The 20,198-nt window shown below is 47.7% G+C and carries 13 protein-coding genes and 2 pseudogenes; 4 read left to right on the top strand and 11 right to left on the bottom strand.

All coding sequences use genetic code 11. The annotated features are described in order from the left end of the window. Positions 1 to 121: 121 nt before the first annotated feature. The 3 genes from zapG (at position 122) to degS (ending at position 3,380) form a co-directional block, all read left to right on the top strand. Positions 122 to 598 carry a Z-ring associated protein ZapG gene (gene zapG, locus AC6I8Y_RS02385; protein WP_252013366.1) on the top strand — a complete coding sequence of 159 codons (477 nt, stop codon included), beginning with the start codon at positions 122 to 124 and terminating at the stop codon, positions 596 to 598. Positions 599 to 714: 116 nt separating this feature from the next. Next, positions 715 to 2,082, top strand: coding sequence for a Do family serine endopeptidase (locus AC6I8Y_RS02380; RefSeq protein WP_498021424.1), 1,368 nt, complete (start codon positions 715 to 717; stop codon positions 2,080 to 2,082). 233 nt (positions 2,083 to 2,315) lie between these two features. Beyond that, positions 2,316 to 3,380: an outer membrane-stress sensor serine endopeptidase DegS gene (gene degS / locus AC6I8Y_RS02375; RefSeq protein WP_394152921.1), complete on the top strand. Its 1,065-nt coding sequence runs from the start codon at positions 2,316 to 2,318 to the stop codon at positions 3,378 to 3,380. A gap of 69 nt (positions 3,381 to 3,449) precedes the next feature. Here the strand turns inward: degS and parC are convergent, their stop codons facing one another. The 6 genes from parC to nudF all read right to left on the bottom strand — a co-directional run bounded on the left by parC (position 3,450) and on the right by nudF (position 10,357). After that, entirely contained in the window at positions 3,450 to 5,726 is a 2,277-nt protein-coding gene (parC, locus tag AC6I8Y_RS02370; RefSeq protein ID WP_498020719.1) for a DNA topoisomerase IV subunit A, read from the bottom strand. A gap of 2 nt (positions 5,727 to 5,728) precedes the next feature. Continuing rightward, entirely contained in the window at positions 5,729 to 7,609 is a 1,881-nt protein-coding gene (gene parE / locus AC6I8Y_RS02365) for a DNA topoisomerase IV subunit B (protein WP_394152917.1), read from the bottom strand. 222 nt (positions 7,610 to 7,831) lie between these two features. After that, complete coding sequence (gene yqiA / locus AC6I8Y_RS02360) at positions 7,832 to 8,419, bottom strand: esterase YqiA (RefSeq protein ID WP_498020718.1); 588 nt, start codon at positions 8,417 to 8,419, stop codon at positions 7,832 to 7,834. Then, complete coding sequence (gene cpdA / locus AC6I8Y_RS02355) at positions 8,419 to 9,243, bottom strand: 3',5'-cyclic-AMP phosphodiesterase (protein ID WP_498020717.1); 825 nt, start codon at positions 9,241 to 9,243, stop codon at positions 8,419 to 8,421. The genes yqiA and cpdA overlap by 1 nt, the downstream gene beginning before the upstream one ends. Before the next feature lie 31 nt (positions 9,244 to 9,274). After that, positions 9,275 to 9,721, bottom strand: coding sequence for a DUF1249 family protein (locus tag AC6I8Y_RS02350; RefSeq protein ID WP_042475892.1), 447 nt, complete (start codon positions 9,719 to 9,721; stop codon positions 9,275 to 9,277). A 12-nt stretch (positions 9,722 to 9,733) separates the two neighbouring features. After that, positions 9,734 to 10,357, bottom strand: coding sequence for an ADP-ribose diphosphatase (nudF, locus tag AC6I8Y_RS02345; RefSeq protein ID WP_394152911.1), 624 nt, complete (start codon positions 10,355 to 10,357; stop codon positions 9,734 to 9,736). 236 nt (positions 10,358 to 10,593) lie between these two features. On the opposite strand from nudF, the gene tolC reads away from it, so the two are divergent. Continuing rightward, positions 10,594 to 11,913 (top strand): outer membrane channel protein TolC, encoded by a 1,320-nt coding sequence (gene tolC, locus AC6I8Y_RS02340; protein ID WP_128647946.1) that lies wholly within the window; start codon positions 10,594 to 10,596, stop codon positions 11,911 to 11,913. Positions 11,914 to 11,991: 78 nt separating this feature from the next. Here tolC and hldE read toward each other — a convergent pair whose 3' ends face one another. The 5 genes and pseudogenes from hldE to AC6I8Y_RS02315 all read right to left on the bottom strand — a co-directional run bounded on the left by hldE (position 11,992) and on the right by AC6I8Y_RS02315 (position 20,081). After that, complete coding sequence (gene hldE / locus AC6I8Y_RS02335; RefSeq protein ID WP_394152907.1) at positions 11,992 to 13,422, bottom strand: bifunctional D-glycero-beta-D-manno-heptose-7-phosphate kinase/D-glycero-beta-D-manno-heptose 1-phosphate adenylyltransferase HldE; 1,431 nt, start codon at positions 13,420 to 13,422, stop codon at positions 11,992 to 11,994. 154 nt (positions 13,423 to 13,576) lie between these two features. Continuing rightward, a pseudogene (gene glnE / locus AC6I8Y_RS02330) lies at positions 13,577 to 16,433 on the bottom strand (bifunctional [glutamate--ammonia ligase]-adenylyl-L-tyrosine phosphorylase/[glutamate--ammonia-ligase] adenylyltransferase). A gap of 116 nt (positions 16,434 to 16,549) precedes the next feature. Beyond that, positions 16,550 to 17,321: pseudogene (locus AC6I8Y_RS02325) on the bottom strand (ABC transporter permease). A 5-nt stretch (positions 17,322 to 17,326) separates the two neighbouring features. Continuing rightward, positions 17,327 to 18,247, bottom strand: coding sequence for an ABC transporter ATP-binding protein (locus AC6I8Y_RS02320; protein ID WP_394152903.1), 921 nt, complete (start codon positions 18,245 to 18,247; stop codon positions 17,327 to 17,329). 187 nt (positions 18,248 to 18,434) lie between these two features. Next, positions 18,435 to 20,081: a SulP family inorganic anion transporter gene (locus tag AC6I8Y_RS02315; protein ID WP_394152901.1), complete on the bottom strand. Its 1,647-nt coding sequence runs from the start codon at positions 20,079 to 20,081 to the stop codon at positions 18,435 to 18,437. Between the last annotated feature and the right edge of the window lie 117 nt (positions 20,082 to 20,198).

Genomic DNA, 20,198 nt, shown 5'->3' with positions numbered 1-20,198 from the left:
CCAAGGGCTGGAGAGCACGTATTTTTGCTTTATTGGCTCTAAATCTCATAGTAACATGGCTAAACGACGTGTGTAACCGCTTGGTAACGCGCATGTTAATAATCATTATAAAGGAGCTGTTATGCCTTGGATATATGCCATTGTCGGCTTGCTAGTTGGTGCTATTCTCGGAATCGTAATTTCCCGACTAACTACTCCACAATACAAGAAACAAAAGACGCTACAGAAAGACCTTGAATCCGCAAAGTTTGCACTTGAGCAGCAACGTCAAGAACTCTCAGACCACTTTGCTCAAACCGCAGAGATGCTTGATACACTGGGTAAGGATTACACAAAACTGTATCAACACATGGCAAAGACCTCGACTGAGCTGATGCCTAACTTGCCAGAGCAAGACAATCCTTTCGTTAAGAAGATTGCCGAGCATAATGTGGAAACCATCGAAGCCAACGCTGAGGTTGAGCATCCACCGAAAGATTATGTTAACGGTGCAACTGGACTTCTTACTGAAGAAAAGAAAGAAGTCGTTGAAGCGCCCGAAGCTGTCGGGCAAGAATCTGTTGTACAAGAACCCATGACAACAGCAAAAGCGTCTTAGTAGACAAGTTACCACGGCCAGTAATTGAATAAATTACTGGCCGTTTTTACATTCAGGATGAACTTTACAACTTTCGTTGAGTCATAAACCTTACTGATCCAAAGAGGAGTTTTATGATGAAAAAACCAGTACTTGCATTAACTGTCCTTTCGTTAAGTCTGAGTGCAATCATCGCCCCACTACCTGCAACCGCTGCATTACCGCTTTCCGTAAACGGCGAACAGCTCCCTAGTCTAGCCCCTATGCTGGAAAAGGTGACACCCGCTGTCGTCAGTATTGCAGTGGAGGGTACACAAGTTTCTCGACAGCAATTGCCAGAGCAGTTTCGCTTCTTCTTCGGCCCTGACTTCCCAACCGAACAGCTTCAAGAGCGACCGTTTAGAGGTCTCGGCTCTGGTGTCGTTGTCGATGCGGACAAAGGCTATATTGTCACTAACTACCACGTGATTAATGGTGCGGAAGAGATTCGTATCAAACTTGGCGATGGACGTGAGTTCGATGCTGAGCTGGTTGGCGGCGATGAAATGTCAGACGTCGCGCTGCTAAAGGTCGATGGTGCCAAGAACCTCACCGAAATTAAGGTCGCGGACTCTGACGAACTTCGCGTCGGTGACTTTACCGTTGCAATTGGTAACCCATTTGGACTCGGTCAAACAGTTACCTCAGGTATCGTTTCAGCCCTTGGGCGCAGCGGGCTCAACCTAGAAAACTTTGAAAACTTCATTCAAACAGATGCTGCGATCAACAGTGGTAACTCTGGTGGCGCGTTGGTGAACCTTAATGGTGAGCTCATCGGCATCAACACTGCGATTCTCGGTCCTAACGGTGGTAACGTGGGGATTGGCTTTGCGATTCCATCTAACATGATGAAAAACCTCACAGACCAGATCATTGAGTTTGGCGAAGTGAAACGCGGCATGTTAGGTGTACAAGGTGGAGAAGTCACCTCTGAGCTCGCGGAGGCGCTGGGTTACAACTCCAGTAAAGGTGCATTCGTTAGCCAAGTCATTCCTGATAGCGCTGCGGACAAAGCGGGCCTTGAAGCCGGTGACATCATTGTCTCTGTTAACGGTAAGAAGATCTCTACCTTTAGCGAGCTTAGAGCAAAAGTCGCCACCTTGGGTGCTGGCAAAACCGTGACGCTAGGTATCGTTCGAGACGGCCAAGAGAAGTCTTACGATGTAACATTATCAGAGGCAGCGAAGACCATCACCAAAGCCGACAAACTTCACGAAGGCTTAACGGGTGCAGAGTTTGCTAACACCGACAGCAGCGACCCAGTTGAGGGCGTCAAAGTGAAATCTGTCGAGGAAGGCTCAGCGGCCGCTCAATATGAGTTGCAACAAGGTGACATTATCATCGGTGTTAACCGCGCTCGAGTGAAAAACGTGGGTGAACTGCGTAAGATCCTAGAGAAGAAACCTGGTGTACTTGCTCTAAACATACAGCGTGGTGACAGGACCATTTACCTCGTTGTACGTTAACGACAAATAGACTGAGTTAATTTTGTGTCATAGAGCAGCCGAATAGAGGCTGCTCTTTTATTATCTGCAGCAGAAATGATATCCTTTGCACCACAGCTGTGCTTATCAGAACTTTTTCGGTTAGTATCAAAAAAATTATCTCGTTTTGACTGTCAGATAATACTAAGTTAAGAAGGTAACCGTTTGCGAATTCCGACATAGCGGCTCAAATTCCGATTCAACTAGAGGGAACAATGCTGAACTTTCTCATCCGCTCTGTATCTATGGGTCTCATTACAGCGCTACTCGTGCTACTTGCGGTTCCTTCCCTCAGACAAAACATCATACCGAATAATCTCGCTTCTCAACCTGAGTATGATACGACCGAACAGATCTCATTTAACCAAGCAGTCCGTAAAGCGGCCCCTGCCGTGGTCAATATCTACAGTCGTCAGTATAAAGAGAGTGACCGCACAACACTCGCGACTCAAGGATTGGGTTCAGGCGTTATTGTCAGCGATAAAGGGTATATCATTACCAATTATCATGTTGTCGCTAACGCAGACCAAATCATCGTCGCGCTGCAAGATGGACGCGTGGCAGCCGCTCAACTAGTCGGCAAAGACCAACGTACAGATATCGCCGTTTTGCGAATAGAAGGTGGCAACCTGCCAGTTATCCCGCTAAACCCGAGTTACTCACCTAAGGTAGGCGATGTGGTTCTCGCGATTGGTAATCCCTACAACCTCGGGCAAACGACCACATTTGGCATCATATCGGCAACAGGTCGCTCTTCAATTAGTGCAGGTGGTATTCAAGCCTTTATCCAGACTGATGCCGCGATCAACCAGGGCAACTCCGGTGGCGCTTTAGTTAATACACGTGGTGAACTGGTTGGCATCAATACCGCTTCATTCCAGCAGGCCACTGACCTTGAGACCTACGGCATTTCTTTCGCTATTCCCTATCCGCTTGCAAGCAAGATTATGGAAAAGATCATAGCGGATGGACGTGTGATTCGTGGTTACATCGGGGTTGATGGGCAAGACATCAATTCTGTTACCGCTCGTCTGCTCGGAAACGAACATATCGGCGGAATTATCGTACTGGGCCTAGACCCAGAAGGACCTGCCGCAAAGGCGGGCATTCAGGTTCAGGATATAATCTTGATGATTGATGGCAACAAGCTTAACGGACGTCAAGGTGTGCTTGATTTGGTTACCGATCTAAGGCCAGGAACCACTGTAGAAGCCAAGCTACTTCGTGATGGTAAAGAGATTACCTTACCAGTCACGGTAGGCGAAGATAGCCGAGAATAAGCCGGGTATAAAACGACAACCATAAAAAAACCTCCGACTTGTCGGAGGTTTTTTTATTACTAACTGAATTTACTCTTCAGTCGGCGTCTCTTGTGCGTCATTGCTTTCAACTTCGATACGAGTCACGCGCTGAAGACCCCTTGGTAGCAGGCCGCCACGACGACCGCGTTCGCCTCGGAAGTTATCTAGGTCACTTGGTTTCAACCCTAACTTACGCTTACCGGCATACAAGGTGATTGATGTACCTTGAGGCAGCGCCATCAGATGCGAAACAAACTCTTCGCGCGCCTTAGCCTTCGCCGACGGAATATTGATGATCTTGTTACCTTTACCCTTGCCAAGCTGTGGCAAGTCTTTAATCGGGAACAGCAGCATTCGACCTTGGTTAGTAATCGCCAGAATCTCATCGGACTCAAGATCGCCAACCATTGCAGGTGTCATTACTTCCGCTGCTTGAGGCAAGGTCACTAACGCTTTACCACTGCGGTTTTTTGACAGTAAGTCGCTGCCTTTACAGACAAAACCGTAGCCCGCGTCTGAGCCGATTAACCAAAGCTGGCTCTCTTCACCCATCACGACCTGACGAATACTTGAACCCGCATTGATGTTTAGTCGACCTGTAATTGGTTCACCTTGGCTACGCGCTGACGGTAGAGAGTGTGACTCGAGCGAATAGCTTCGGCCATCACTACCGAGGAATACCGCTGGCTGATTACTCTTACCTCGTGCTGAGGCAAGGTACTTATCACCTGCTTTATAGTTGAGGCCGCTAGCGTCGACATCATGGCCTTTAGCATGGCGAATCCAGCCTTTTTCAGACAACACAACCGTGATTGGCTCACTCGGAACAAGATCACGCTCAGTCATCGCTTTCGCTTCTGCACGCTCAACGATTGGAGAGCGACGGTCATCACCGTATTTTTCAGCGTCCGCTTGAATTTCTTTCTTAAGTAGCGTGTTCATACGACGCTCAGAGCCAAGCAGCTTCTCTAGCTTCTCGCGCTCTTTCTCAAGCTCTTCCTGCTCACCACGGATCTTCATTTCTTCCAGCTTAGCCAGGTGGCGAAGCTTGGTATCCAGGATTGCATCCGCTTGAATGTCCGTGATACCAAAGCGCGCCATCAGCACCGCTTTTGGTTCATCCTCAGTACGGATGATTTCAATCACTTCATCTAGGTTTAGGTAAGCTACCAACAAACCTTCAAGGATGTGCAAGCGAGAAAGGATCTTATCTAGACGATACTGAAGACGCTTACGCACTGTCTCACGGCGGTACTCGATCCACTCCGTTAAGATCTGTATAAGACCTTTCACTTGTGGGCGATTATCAAGACCGATCATATTGAGGTTTACGCGGAAGTTTTTCTCAAGATCCGTCGATGCGAACAAGTGATTCATCAACTGATCACAATCGATGCGGTTTGAGCGCGGCACCACGACGATACGCGTTGGGTTCTCATGATCCGACTCATCACGAAGATCGTCCACCATTGGCAGTTTCTTCGCACGCATCTGGTTCGCTATTTGTTCCAGAAGCTTCGCGCCAGATACCTGATGCGGCAGCGCAGTAATGACAATCTCTGCGCCTTCCTTATGCCAAACGGCACGCATCTTCACGCTACCACGACCCGTACGATAGATTTTCTCTAAATCGGCTTGCGGTGAGATGATTTCAGCTTCCGTTGGATAGTCAGGCCCCTTTACAAACTCCATCACCTCAGCAAGCTCAGATTTCGGCTTATCAATGAGATGGATAGTTGCATCGGCGATCTCACGCATGTTGTGTGGCGGGATATCGGTAGCCATACCAACAGCGATGCCCGTAATGCCATTCAGCAAGATATGCGGTAATCGTGCAGGTAAGATCTTTGGCTCTTTCATGGTGCCGTCAAAATTTGGCTGCCACTCAACCGTGCCTTGCCCAACTTCGCCTAGCAGTACTTCAGCAAACTTAGACAGTTTTGCTTCGGTATAACGCATCGCAGCGAACGATTTCGGATCATCCGGCGCACCCCAGTTACCTTGACCATCCACAAGCGGATAACGGTAAGAGAATGGCTGAGCCATTAATACCATGGCTTCATAACAGGCTGAGTCACCGTGTGGGTGATATTTACCTAGAACGTCACCAACCGTACGAGCTGATTTTTTGTATTTCGCCGATGCCGAGAGACCAAGCTCAGACATCGCATAGATAATGCGGCGCTGAACAGGCTTTAGACCATCGCCAATATAAGGCAATGCACGATCCATAATCACGTACATTGAGTAATTCAGATAGGCGTCTTCAGTGAACTTTCGCAGAGGCAGCTGTTCTACGCCATCAAAAGACATTTCAGTCGACATTGTTATACCTCAGCCATGTCACCGTTGTTTTGTAGCCAGCTACGACGATCGTCCGCACGCTTTTTACCAAGCAGCATATCCATCATTTCATTGGTAGCTTCGTCATCATCAATGGTCAGTTGCACCAAACGGCGTGTATTCGGGTCCATCGTGGTTTCGCGCAGTTGAAGCGGGTTCATCTCACCTAGACCTTTGAATCGCTGAACGTTGATCTTCGCTTTCTTCTTACTAAGACGCTCTAAAATGCCATCCTTCTCGTCATCATCGAGGGCGTAAAACACCTCTTTACCACAGTCGATTCGATACAGAGGCGGCATCGCCACATAGACGTGACCAGCAGCAACCAGGGAGCGGAAATGCTTAGTGAACAGAGCACAAAGCAGCGTGGCAATATGCAGACCATCCGAGTCCGCATCGGCAAGGATACAGACTTTACCGTAGCGAAGACCATCAAGGTTTTCGGTATCAGGGTCGATACCAAGCGCCACGGAGATATCATGCACTTCTTGTGATGCGAGCACTTGGTCAGCCGAGACTTCCCAGGTATTAAGGATTTTACCGCGCAGTGGCATCACCGCTTGGAACTCACGATCACGTGCCTGTTTGGCACTACCACCCGCCGAGTCACCCTCCACGAAGAAGATTTCGGTGCGGTTAAGATCTTGCTGTGAACAATCGGTCAGCTTACCTGGCAGTGCAGGACCCGAGGCGACCTTCTTACGAACCACCTTTTTGCTGGCACGCATACGGCGGTGGGCATTAGCAATACAGACTTCAGCAAGCTGCTCTGCAAGTTGAGGTTTTTCGTTTAGCCACAGGCTGAACGCATCTTTAACCACACCAGAGACAAACGCTGCGCATTGGCGCGACGAGAGGCGCTCTTTGGTTTGACCCGCGAACTGCGGATCTTGCATCTTGATAGACAAGACATACGAGCAACGCTCAAAAACATCATCACCGGTAAGCTTAACGCCACGAGGCAGTAAGTTACGGAACTCACAAAACTCACGCATCGCATCGAGCAAGCCCTGACGCAGACCATTGACGTGGGTACCACCCTGAGCAGTCGGGATCAAGTTTACGTAGCTTTCGGTGATCATCTCACCACCTTCAGGCTGCCAAATGACCGCCCAAGTTGCCGCTTCGGTTTCCGCAGAGAATTCACCGGTAAACGGTGCTTCAGGCAGTACGGCATAACCTTTGACGCCTTCCGTTAGATAGTCTTTTAGACCATCTTCGTAGTACCACTTGTAGTCTTTACCGTTCACTTTGTCGCTGAAGGTGATTTCTAATCCAGGACAAAGAACCGCTTTCGCTCTGAGATTGTTAACCAGTCGAGTAACAGAGAAGTTAGCAGAATCGAAATAGCTCGCATCTGGCCAGAAGTGAACACTGGTGCCGCGATTACGTCGACCACAAGTGCCAGTGACCGTCAGCTCTTGAACCTTATTACCGTTCTCGAACGCCATCTCATACACTTGCCCGTCACGACGTACGGCAACTTCAACGCGCTTTGACAACGCGTTTACTACAGAGATACCAACACCGTGCAAGCCACCCGAGAACTGGTAGTTCTTGTTTGAGAACTTACCACCAGCGTGCAGCTTACAGAAAATCAGTTCAACACCCGAGATCTTTTCTTCAGGGTGAATATCGACGGGCATACCACGACCATCATCGATAACCTCTAACGATTGGTCGGCATGCAGAATGACTTGTACCTTAGAGGCATGTCCGGCTAGCGCTTCATCGACACTGTTATCGATAACTTCTTGGCCCAAATGGTTTGGGCGCGCTGTATCCGTATACATCCCTGGTCGGCGACGTACTGGCTCAAGACCATTGAGAACCTCAATGGCTCCAGCATTATATTGTTCTGTCATAATACGGAAATTTTACTCAAAATAATGATTGATACTTAGCAGCAAAAATAGTGTGCGATGGAAGATCGCAGTTCGCTCGGTGAATTGATACACAGTTCCGAGACTTACGCGCAAGTACAGACGTATCATAGTCTGGCTCAACGCCAGTGTTGTCAAGTTTCACGCAGAAGTTGGGGGGAAAATTATGACTGTCTCCTCAAGCGGAGACGAAAAAAGCATCGCTTACAGGGATAAGAAGCGGATTATCTGTTCAGGGAATCGCTCGAAGCCCACAAAGCTATGATCGCCATTTTCTTCAACAGTTTGCTTACTTTCACGATACTTACTCACCGCCTGGCGATAATCTAGCACCTCGTCACCTTCTTGCTGCAGTAGCCAAAAATCCTGTGGCGAAGTTAGCTCATTCACCTCTAGCGCTTTGAGTTCATCAATATGCTTCGCTTCTAGAAAGTAACGTTCATGTGTATAGGGGTTCTGCTGCTCACCAAGGTAATCCAACAACAGTTCATAAGGCTTTACGGCTGGGTTAATCAACACCGCTTTAAACCCATATAGATTATTTAGCCAAGTCGAGAGGTAGCCACCTAAAGAGCTGCCCACAAGCGCAATTTGATAATCGCTTTGATACGTTTCGATCAGTTGCTGCAGATACTCCGCCGCTTGCTGGGGAAAGCAAGGCATTTGCGGCACCACTACTTTAATATCAGGTCGATGTTCGCGACAGTAGTCCATCATGACTTGCGCCTTGAATGACTGAGGCGAGCTGTTAAACCCATGAATATAAAGTAGTAGTGGCTTTTTGGTACTCATTAGTAGCCTTCCGCATTAAAATCTGGACGGAATGAACCATGTGGTAAGCGTTTGACCTCTGTATTCACCGTACCATCTGCGCAAAGCTCGAGTTCACGCCAGCCTGGTGCACGGGTATCAAGCGCAAACTCATTCGAGTTAGGCTTGAACTGCACACAGGTCGAAGGGGTTGCAAGCACTCGAACACCCTCTCGAATCACATCCATTTCTTGATGAATATGACCACACAATACAGCACGCACATTGTCATGCTTATCCACTACCTGCCAAAACTCGTGCGCATCTTTCAAAGAGTGCTGATCGAGCCACGCACTGTTTACTAACAGTGGATGATGATGCAATAAGACCAAGGTGTGTCGGTTGGCATGCTCTGTTAGCTTACGCTCCAAGAAATCCAACTGACTGTCACTAAGTCGACCATGTGGGACACCGACTACTTGAGAGTCCAACAATAAAACCTGCCAGTGCTCTCCTAAAAGCGCATGGGTGACATCCTGCATGAGCGGTGTGCTTACTACACTGTTCATACACGGTTTGTAATCATGGTTTCCTGGAAGCCAATAGCAAGGCAATCCCAAAGGCTCAATACCAGCGACAAACTTTTGGTATGACGCTTCGCTATGATCTTGAGAAATATCACCGGTGGCGAGCAGCGCTTCAAACTGAGTTCCTTGTTGAATCACCTCGGCCACAACGGCATGAAAACTGTCTTGGGTATTAACACTCAGCAAGCAACCATCATGAGGCGCAAACAGATGCGTGTCCGTTAATTGCAGCAACCTAACGCTACTTAACTGAGATTCATCACTGGGTGTTGTCTTCAAAATATTAAAAACCTGAACTTATAATTCTTCGTTAGCTACGATACATAATCGGAGCTCGACTAATGCCATTTTTTAAGCAAAACGTCAGCCAATCACTCAAAAACTGATTAAACTGAAACTTTTCATCCTTCTGATGCATTTTTGCATTGGGATAATCGTATCGTGCTTGAACTCGAGAAGCATTTTCGCAATCACAGACTTCTGCAACCTTCGCATCGTGATAAAGCCTCACGGTCATTTTAGGCAAAGGAAAAACAGGAAGCTCATCATCTTGGAAAATTTCAACCAATGTTGTGTACTTCGTCACTTCTCTCACCTCTAACTGATAGGTGAGCGATCCCGCTTGATAACAGCGCACATCCCCGACTTCTGGAGCGGTTGGAATTAGACGATTAAGCTTGGCATAGTTCGTCTCATATATGCGCATTAGCTCTGCTAGATCAACATGATACGAATTAGTATCGACAACGCGAGCCATAAAAAATTCCCTCTACCATTGCTGTTTTAGCTTTTGATAGTTTAGTTGTAACCATTGTAGAGCGATGATGGACGCACCGTTTTCAATCTCGCCACTCTCTATCATTTGATAGGCTTGCTCTCGAGATACGACACTGACACGAATATCTTCTCCCTCACTCTCTAAACCATGAACACCAGACGCTTGAGTCGCATCAACCTGGCCGACGAAAACCGAAATTCTCTCATTACACCCACCCGAAGAAGGGTAGTATCGCGTGATCGGCACGAGATTCTTTACATCGACGCCCGCCTCTTCGACTGCTTCTCGACAAACGAGCTCTTCAATACTCTCTTGCTTATCGACAATACCGGCAACAATTTCCATCTGCCATGGGCTTTCATGTTCTAGAGCCCCAACCCGAATCTGTTCGATTAGGACCACTTGGTCACGAACGGGGTCGTAGGGAAGCATTGCTGCGGCTTCACCGCGAACAAACATTTCTCTGTCAATCACTGAACTCCAGCCGCCTTCAAAACGTTTATGCTTGAAGCGAAACTGCACCATTTCAAAAAAGCCTTTAAAAACGGTCTCTTTTGACACAATGTCGACATCATCGGGCGTATACTTATCACCAGACGGTAGTGCGTTTCTCATAGCGGACCTCAAGTTACAGTGAATCTTATAGTTTACTCAAGGAATACAACGACTACCAAGGACGCGGTTCAATTTTTTACGTAAAAATTCAAAATAAATTTGATTCTGGTTAATTATTTGTCTCAATTTTTGGTGTGGATGCGTAAAAAAGTGCAAAGTTTCGAGTGAATTACGGTCATTTTAAGTTAAACTGTGAATCATACCTTTATTAGTATTACTAGGCAGGATTAGGACAAATGAAAAAACTGCTTCCACTCTTTATTACAGCTGCATTAGGAAGCGTAAGTGCAGCGACATGGGCCGACTCCCTAACCGAGATCTACGATCAAGCAAAGCAAAACGATCCTCAGTTGCTTCGTGCAGCCGCTCAGCGTGATCGTGCATTTGAAGCGATCAATTCTGCTCGTGCAACACTATTACCACAGATCAATCTTACTGCAGGTCTTGATTTCACTGCATCAGACTATGATCCTCAAGATAGTACCAATCTAACTGCCGGTGTGGGCTTTTCTCAAGAGCTATACAACCGTGCTAGCTGGATCACTCTGGACACTGCGGAAAAAACAGCGCGTCAAGCAGACTCGCAATATGCAGCAGCTCAACAAGACCTAATCCTTCGTACTGCGCAAGCGTACTTTGAAGTGCTGCGTTCAAAAGACAACCTAGAATCTGTTCGTGCTAACAAAGCAGCGGTTGCTCGTCAGCTAGAACAAACTAAGCAGCGTTTCGAGGTTGGTCTATCGGCGATTACCGACGTACATGATGCTCAAGCTCAGTATGACCGAGTGTTGGCAGATGAAGTTGTGGCAGAAAACAACCTGTTAAACCAATACGAAGCACTGCGTGAGATCACCGGCCAAGAACACACGAAAATTGATATTCTTGATACTGACCGCTTCTCAGCAGCGCGCCCAGAGCAAAGTGTGACTTTCTTCCTAGAGGAAGCGCAGTCGAAAAACTTAGATCTACTATCGGCACGTATCGGACAAGATATTGCTAAAGACAACATTACATTAGCAAGCTCTGGTCACCTACCGACGCTAACACTAGACGGTGGTTATGGATACGATAGCGAGCGTAACAGTAACAACAGCCGTTATGGCGGTCCATCAGAGAATATCAATGCATTCAATGCTGGTATCAACCTGTCTGTGCCTCTATACACTGGTGGTAACATTACTTCGCAAACCAAACAGGCAGAGTTCGCTTACGTTGAAGCAAGTGAGCAGCTAGAGCAAACTTACCGCTCTGTGGTTCGTAACGTTCGTGCGAATAACAACAACATCAACTCATCAATCGGCGCAATTCGCGCGTTTGAGCAAACCGTTATCTCTGCTGAATCAGCACTAGAGGCAACCAAAGCAGGTTTTGATGTGGGTACGCGTACTATCGTTGACGTACTAGAAGCGACACAGGCGCTTTACGATGCAGAAAGTAACTTGTCTGATGCTCGCTACGATTACATTGTCAGCGTACTTAACCTACGCCAATCAGTAGGTACTCTATCTGAGCAAGATATCGTAGACATCAATGCGGGTCTTAAGAAAGACAACTAATTGATACGATTGAATTAAAAAGGGACGCTATCGCGTCCCTTTTTGTTATCCGTGTCACTGGTAGTCAGTAAAGGGCGCTTACCCTTTACCACCTTTAATCGCTTCGATGATTTCGGTCGTTGAACAGCCATCTTCAAAGTTAAGTACTTTGACTTCGCCACCAGCGGCAATCACTTCTTTACCACCCGCAATCTCTTCTGGTTTGTAGTCACCACCTTTAACAAGCAGAGACGGCAGTACTTCTGAGATCAAACGGCGCGGTGTCTCTTCAGAGAAAGGCACCACCCAGTCAACAGCACCAAGACCAGCCAATACCGCCATACGGCGATCTGTTGGGTTAACAGGGCGACCTGGGCCTTTGAGCTCACGGACTGATTCGTCCGTATTTACGGCAACGATCAGGCGATCGCCAAGCTCTGCGGCGTGATTGAGATAAGATACGTGACCTGCGTGTAAGATATCGAAGCAGCCATTGGTCATTACTACCTTCTCACCTTTTGCGCGTGCTTTAGCAACAGCTTCGATAAGTGCTTGCTCAGTGATCACACCGTAATCTGTATCTTGGCTGCCGTGTACTGCTTCCGCGAGTTCAATCGTTGAAAGCGTTGAGGTACCCAATTTACCAACCACAACACCCGCAGCCGCATTTGCCAGCGCACACGCTTCATCAAGTGGTTTACCCGCAGCAACAGAGGCAGCGAGTACAGAGATTACCGTATCACCAGCACCCGTTACGTCGTACACTTCTTTTGCTTGAGTTGGCAGATGGAAAGGTTCTTGATCGCGACGAAGTAACGTCATACCGTGCTCACTGCGAGTCACAAGTAGCGCTTCAAAGTCGAATTTCTCGATAAGAGCATGACCCTTTTCAATCAGCTCTTCTTCATTTTTTACTTTACCAACAACATGTTCAAACTCGGCCATATTTGGGGTAAGCAGAGTCGCACCGCGATAGCGCTCAAAGTCTGCACCTTTAGGGTCGATAAACACCGGTACACCAGCGGCTTTGGCCTTCTGGATATAGCGTTGGACATGCTCAAGGGCTCCCTTGGCATAATCAGATAGAATCACAGAGCGCACGTTTGGCAGTGCTTGTTCCATCTTAGCAAGCACTAGCTCAGGGTCGGTGTTTTCGAACTTGTCTTCAAAGTCCAGACGGATCAACTGTTGACCGCGACTCAACACACGCAATTTAGTGATCGTCGGATAGTCTGGAAGCGCAACAAAGTCACACTTCACCTTAAGAGACGTCAGAGTCTCTGTCAGTACTTTTGCTGGCTCATCCATACCAACCAAGCCGATGGTATGAGCGTGACCACCCAGTGACGCGATGTTCATTGCCACGTTAGCCGCGCCGCCAGGGCGTTCTTCGTTGTTTTCTACTTTCACTACAGGTACAGGCGCTTCTGGTGAAATTCGTCCTGTCGGTCCATACCAGTAGCGGTCAAGCATGACATCGCCGACAATCAATACGCCAGAATCACTGTAATTCGGTAGGATGGGTTTCATTTCTTCACTCCAATTGAGTATGAGAAGGCGCCGCTGCCCCTTCTCATTCATTATCTATTTATGGCTTTTTCTGACTAAGCCTTTGATGGGATAGTAGCACAACTCTTGGTTTCACTACTAAAACATGGCGTTTTACTCAAAGACATTGATTCAATTATTTTGAACCCAGCCAGGCATTCCAAGCCTGAACCACAATCGCCTTTTCGGATTCAAACTTATCCTCTGCCACATCGGCATCGAGATTCAGTAAGTTTCGGTGATGGATTTCATCACGCAGCGTGGTATAAGCCCGCGTTAACGCCATTGCTTGCTCTTCTTCCATGACGCCTTGTGCCATCATCGACTCAAAAATACGCACGTTGTCTGACCATCGTGTAAGCTTAGGCTTTTCGTGGCTAAATTGTAGAACGAGATACTGAGCCAAAAACTCAATATCTGTGATTCCACCAGGGTCCTGCTTGAGCATAAAGCGCCCAGCTTTCTTACCGCCTAGGTGGTCACGCATTTTTACACGCATATCGACGACTTGACCTATGAGCGTCTCTTTGTCGCGTACTTTACGTAGGATGTCATTGCGCGTCCCACTAAAAGCCTGCTCAAGGGCCTGATCGCCATAGATCATGCGCGCTCTTACCAAGGCTTGATGCTCCCAAGTCCACGCATCGTTGTGTTGATACTCATCAAACGCATCGGTTGGGCTCACCAAAAGACCCGAAGCGCCTGAAGGACGAAGTCGAGTATCCACTTCATAGAGAATACCTGACGCTGTTCTCGTCGAGAAAATATGGATGATTCTTTGCGCCAGCCTCAGATAGAACTGACGACCATCGATCTCTTTCTTGCCATCGGTATATACACTGACAGGACAATCGTGCATAAAGACGATATCAAGATCCGAGTTATAACCAAGCTCCCAGCCGCCGACTTTTCCGTAGCCAATCACAGCAAAGCCTTTGCTGCCGCGATCTTTAAGGTGAGTAGGCTCTCCATACTTCGCCGCCATTTGCTGCCAGGCCTGGTTGATCCCAGCTTCAACGATAGCTTCCGCCAGATAGGTCAAGTGGTCACTCACCTTCATGACGGGTAGCACGCCTGCAATGTCTGCGGCAGCAATCCGTAAAATACAGGTCTGCTTGAATTGTCTTAGCGCCTCCATCTGCTGCTCCATATCCTCTTCAGGAATACGAGCTAGATAGTCACGTAGCTCCGTCTTATAAGATTCAAGCGGGACTGGATTATAGAGATGGGCCGGATCAAGCAGCTCATCAAGCAAGATAGGATAACGTCCAAGTTGCTCGGAGATCATTGGACTCGCCGTACACAAGCGAACTAACTGAGTTAACGCCGCAGGGTGCTCATCAAGTAGCTCTAAGTAGGTGGTGCGAGTGACGATACGGTGCAGAACATGCAGTACTCGTGGCAAGCCAAACTCCGCATCTTTGTTACTGTAAATCGCATTGAAGATCTTTGGCATTAGCCTATTGAGAACCTCACGACCTCGAGGGCCCAGTGTTTTCTTGGCAAGATCGGCCTTAAACTGCAGGATCACATTTTGCTTTTCTTCGGGATTTTCCACTTGAAGATCGTGCTCAAGGATATGCGCAATCACGCCCTCACGCCCAGCCATGTCCCAGAGTTCATGGAAGTGCTTGGCAATAGGATCCGCCTCTTCGTCATCTTCTTCTTCACCGATCAAGTTAGCGAAGACATGGTGAACATTGAGCATGTGCTGCTCAGTCTGCTTGAGCATGGTATCCCACGATTCAAACCCCATTGCAAAGGCAAGTTTCAATTGCTCACTTTGACAATCTGGTAGCGTCTGGGTCTGTTTATCCGCCATAGCCTGCAATAAATTCTCTTGGCGACGTAAGAAACGATACGCCTGTTGCAGATGCTCAACTTCCTTTGCATCAAGCAGCTTGAGGGTGTTTATCGCCTCGAGTGTCTCCAAGAGACCGCGACCACGTAAGCTTGGTTCACGTCCCCCACGAATGAGCTGGAACACTTGCGCGATAAACTCCACCTCACGAATGCCACCCGCACCGAGTTTGATATTGTTGCCCAAGCCACGACGACGTACTTCGCTGCTGATCATCGATTTCATTCGGCGCAGCGACTGAATCGCGCTAAAGTCGATATAGCGGCGGAACACAAACGGTCGCAGCATTTGACGAAGCTCTTGATACTCAGGGTACATTTCTCTACCCATGACTCGCGCTTTGACCATCGCATAGCGCTCCCAATCGCGCCCTTGCTCTTGGTAATAATCTTCTAGTGCTGCATAGCTCATCACGAGCGGGCCGCTCTCTCCAAAAAGGTCTCAAACGCATATCGACGCGATAACAAAAGCCATCAAAGGTTTGCTGGTCGAGCGCTTTAATGATGCGCTGACCAAGGCGAGTAAAGAACTGCGCATTGGCAATCGATCGTCTCGCACCTTGCGTCTCACCATTTTCTGGGTAAGTAAAGATGAGATCGATATCCGAAGAAAAGTTAAGCTCACCACCACCAAGCTTGCCCATACCAATAATCAGCATTGGCTGAGCCTCGCCCGCACTATTGCAAGGCGTCCCCCACTCCTGGCAACACGCTTTATATTGCCATTGGTAGGTTTCAAAAATCATTGCCTCTGCCAGCATAGAGAGATGACTAAGGCTTTCATCTAGGGTCCAGTCATTTAAGAAATCACGCCAAGCGATGTACGCCATCTCACGATTACGGAATCTACGCAGCACGCGATGACCATCGGCTTCTACAGCACACGATTCCAATTCGATGGCAAGGCGATCACGGTAATGCTCTTCGCGACTTGTGTGGGTAAGCATCTCTGGAAAGGATTGAAACAGCGCCTCATCTTTTTGCAATGCGTCTTTTACAAACTGACTCATCGCGACAACTTGCTTGAGTTGAGCTTGCTGTTGCTCAGACCATTGAGAAAAATCAGAGTAAGTTTCTTGTAGTTGTGTGAACGCTTGTTGAGCGCTTTGTTGTAGTTCTGCGGGCAGTTGCATTTGTCGTCCTTGTCTCGACTCATAACAAAAGAGGCGGCCTAGGCCACCACTTATCGTTGACTTGCTACTAGTCTCTGGTCACTAAGATAATCAACCAAAGCCTCTCGCAATCTCGCTTAGCTTCTTAGGCCAATACCTTTTTGTTACCAGATGGTGGGCTACTCCATAAAGTACCACGATAAACACCAAGAGTACGCCAAAAGATGTCACAATCCCCACATCTGACACGCCGAGAAAACCGTAACGAAATGCATTGACCATGTAGACGATAGGATTGATCTTGGATACGCCTTGCCAAAACTCAGGCAGCAGACTTATCGAATAGAACACCCCACCAAGATAGGTCAGAGGCGTCAGCACAAAAGTTGGAATAATCGAGATATCATCGAAGGTCTTCGCAAAGACGGCATTGATAAGCCCACCCAACGAAAAGACCACTGAGGTTAAAAATACTGTCGCAATGATAATGCCCCAGTGTTCTACTTGCAGGTCCACAAAGAACAAGGACACCAACGTTACGATAGCGCCGACCAACAGACCACGAACCACGCCACCCATAACGAAGCCAGCAATAATAATATAGTTCGGAACAGGTGCGACCAAGAGCTCTTCTATGTTGCGCTGAAACTTAGCACTAAAGAATGACGAAGCCACATTCGAGTATGAGTTAGTGATGACCGACATCATGATCAGACCCGGCACAATGTACTCCATGTAGCTAAAGCCATTCATCTCGCCGATGCGAGAGCCAATCAAGCTACCAAAAATAATAAAGTATAGGGTCATAGTGATTGCAGGTGGCACCAGTGTTTGAACCCAAATACGCGTAAAGCGATTGATTTCTTTGGTAAGCAGGCTCTTAAACGCTGTCCAATACAAGCCGTACATATTCATTATTTCGTCTCCGCCTGTTCACGAACAATAGAGACAAACAGCTCTTCAAGTCGGTTCGCTTTGTTTCTCATAGATAGCACCTTGATGCCAGCAGCCGATAGCTGAGTGAAGATGTGGTTGAGACCTTGTGTCTTTTCAATCTCGATCTCCAACGACCCGTTGACGACCTGCTGTGCATTAACACCCTCTAACTCAGGTACCTGCGCATCCGCTTCAATATCTAAAATGAAGGTTTCTACGTGTAGCTTATTCAGCAGTGCTTTCATCGAGGTATTCTCGATCAACTCACCGCGCTGAATGATGCCGATGTTTCGACAAAGTAGCTCCGCCTCTTCGAGATAGTGCGTCGTCAAAATAATGGTAATGCCTTGACGATTGATCTCTTTAAGAAAATCCCACATTGAGCGGCGAAGTTCGATATCCACACCCGCTGTAGGCTCATCAAGAATAAGCAGCTTAGGCTCATGCATTAACGCACGCGCAATCATCAAACGACGCTTCATGCCTCCAGAGAGGTTGCGAGCGCGCTCACTACGTTTCTCCCAAAGATCGAGCTGCGACAGGTATTTCTCAGCGCGCTGCTTTGCCACATCTTTGGGAACGCCATAGTAGCCAGCTTGCTGAAGTACGATTTGCTCAACGGTCTCAAACTGGTTGAAATTGAACTCTTGTGGCACTAGGCCCAATTGCTGTTTCGCCAACTCCAGTTCTTTGTCGATATCGTGCCCGAATACGGTCACCTTGCCGGAGGTCTTATTTACCAGTGACGTAATAATACCAATCGTCGTCGACTTACCTGCCCCATTGGGCCCTAAGAGAGCATAAAAGTCCCCTTGTTCCACCGTTAAACTGACACCTTTGAGTGCTTCAAAGCCACCAGCGTATGTTTTTCTGAGCTGCTCTATTTCTAACGCGACCATACCTGACCATACCTACCGCTAAGATCTGACTCATCGGAAAGTTTGATATTTCCAATGATGTCGAAAAGTTATCTGATGGTACTACACATGATGCTGAAATCACCACTTTTCAAGTCAATTAGAAAAAATGAATATAAAAAAGCGAGTGCTGATAACAACACTCGATCTTGTTCATCCACCTTATTGATTAAGCGGTGGCGTTATAAGCCGCTTCTAGCGCTTTTTCTCGCTCAATATAGATGTTGTCATCAGGTACGAGATCAATCACGTGGAATTTGTCCAGTTGCTGCTTAATTTTGTCGGTTGGACACAATAAGTAAACATGGCAATTGGCATCCTGTGCATCCTTGATCGCATTCTCTAGAGCCAGACCAACGGTCACATCAATCATAGGTACGTCCGTCAAATCGAGGATCATCGCCTGATAGTCTGAAATACTTGAGTGCTGCCTAGAAATCGCTTTCGATACACTGAAGATCATAGGACCAGACAGGTAGAAAAACAGCACTTTCCCTTGCGCCTGTTCCAATAGTCCGCGTTCGCTATCGGTTAATGGCACATCATCGTCGTCCGCATCACTGATCGCCTTCACTTGCCTTGCTTGCTCGCGGCTCAATCGTTCAATGATAATAATATTAGAGATAAAGACGCCAAGTCCTACTGCTACGATAAGGTCAACAAACACAGTCAGCAGCATAACGCCATACATAATCGCCATACCCGGGATGCTGACTTTGTGGGCGCGCTGAATAAAGCTCCAGTCAAGAATATTAAAGCCAACATATACCGCAATACCTGCCAATACCGCCATCGGAATAGGTTCGGTTAATCCACTTGCCACCAGCACCACAAGTGCCAAAACGAGCGCACGCACCACGCCAGACAGCGGAGAACGAGCACCAACCTGGATATTAGTGACCGTCCCCATCGTCGCGCCAGCACCAGGAAGCGCACCAAAGAGACCAGCAACCAAGTTCGCCAAGCCTTGTCCACGCAGCTCTTTGTCTGAGTCGTGCTCTTTACGAGTCAAAGAGTCACCAATAACCGCCGTTAACAAGGTATCGATACAACCCAGAGTACCAAGCACTAGCGCATCGATGATCATTTCAGTGAACATTTCTGCGTTGAAATGAGGTATTACGAGAGAAGGAAGACCAGCAGGGATCTCGCCAATGCGTCTTATCGTACCATCGTCAAAGAACACCACTGACAATAATGTCACAGCAACCAGAGCTACCAGTTGTGGCGGCACGTGCTGACGATACTTTTTAGGAAGCAGGAATAGAATGGCTAAAGTAAGTGCGCCAAGAAATAGCTCAGCGAAATCCACATTTGATAGCAGCTCTGGGATCGCGGTAAGCGTACCGACTACGCCTCCTGTTGGCGCGGCTTGTCCAAGTAAAGGTGCCAACTGAAGTATGATCAGAATAACCCCTATCCCGGACATAAAGCCAGAGACAACACTATAAGGCATGAGGGTGACGTACTTACCCAACTTCAGTGTGCCGAGCAATATTTGAAACACACCCGCCATCATGACTACGGTGAACGTCATGGCTAATCCTGTTTCAGGATATTTCGCCATCATGCTGGTCAATACCGCGGTCATGATTACGGTCATAGGGCCTGTGGGCTCAGAAATCAGAGTGGAGGAGCCGCCAAACAAAGCAGCAAATAGTCCCACCATGATTGCACCCCACAGCCCGGCTTCTGCACCAGCTCCAGAGGCAACACCAAACGCCAGCGCGAGTGGTAAGGAGATGATCGCTGTGGTCACACCACCAAACACATCTCCTTTTAGGTTAATATCTTCAAATCGACGTCCTAACTTCATTACTATCCCTGAGAAATAACCAAAAAATTGATTTAGGTTAACAAATGTGACGCCGAGTTAATATTTATTAAATGAAGTTTAAAATTCATAACTTATAAACAAATGTCACCAAATCGT

The sequence above is a fragment of the Vibrio sp. KUL78 genome (assembly GCF_059725505.1).
Note: the sequence above shows the minus strand (reverse complement) of the source record. Positions and strands in the feature narration are given on the sequence as shown.

What these genes read in the sequence shown, in the direction of transcription:
- AC6I8Y_RS02315 (WP_394152901.1), bottom strand. Translation starts at nt 20,081, where the DNA reads ATGAAGTTAGGACGTCGATTTGAAGATATTAACCTAAAAGGAGATGTG.
- hldE (WP_394152907.1), bottom strand. Translation starts at nt 13,422, where the DNA reads ATGAAACCCATCCTACCGAATTACAGTGATTCTGGCGTATTGATTGTC.
- degS (WP_394152921.1), top strand. Translation starts at nt 2,316, where the DNA reads ATGCTGAACTTTCTCATCCGCTCTGTATCTATGGGTCTCATTACAGCG.
- tolC (WP_128647946.1), top strand. Translation starts at nt 10,594, where the DNA reads ATGAAAAAACTGCTTCCACTCTTTATTACAGCTGCATTAGGAAGCGTA.
- parC (WP_498020719.1), bottom strand. Translation starts at nt 5,726, where the DNA reads ATGTCGACTGAAATGTCTTTTGATGGCGTAGAACAGCTGCCTCTGCGA.
- zapG (WP_252013366.1), top strand. Translation starts at nt 122, where the DNA reads ATGCCTTGGATATATGCCATTGTCGGCTTGCTAGTTGGTGCTATTCTC.
- yqiA (WP_498020718.1), bottom strand. Translation starts at nt 8,419, where the DNA reads ATGAGTACCAAAAAGCCACTACTACTTTATATTCATGGGTTTAACAGC.
- nudF (WP_394152911.1), bottom strand. Translation starts at nt 10,357, where the DNA reads ATGAGAAACGCACTACCGTCTGGTGATAAGTATACGCCCGATGATGTC.
- AC6I8Y_RS02350 (WP_042475892.1), bottom strand. Translation starts at nt 9,721, where the DNA reads ATGGCTCGCGTTGTCGATACTAATTCGTATCATGTTGATCTAGCAGAG.
- AC6I8Y_RS02380 (WP_498021424.1), top strand. Translation starts at nt 715, where the DNA reads ATGAAAAAACCAGTACTTGCATTAACTGTCCTTTCGTTAAGTCTGAGT.
- parE (WP_394152917.1), bottom strand. Translation starts at nt 7,609, where the DNA reads ATGACAGAACAATATAATGCTGGAGCCATTGAGGTTCTCAATGGTCTT.
- AC6I8Y_RS02320 (WP_394152903.1), bottom strand. Translation starts at nt 18,247, where the DNA reads ATGGTCGCGTTAGAAATAGAGCAGCTCAGAAAAACATACGCTGGTGGC.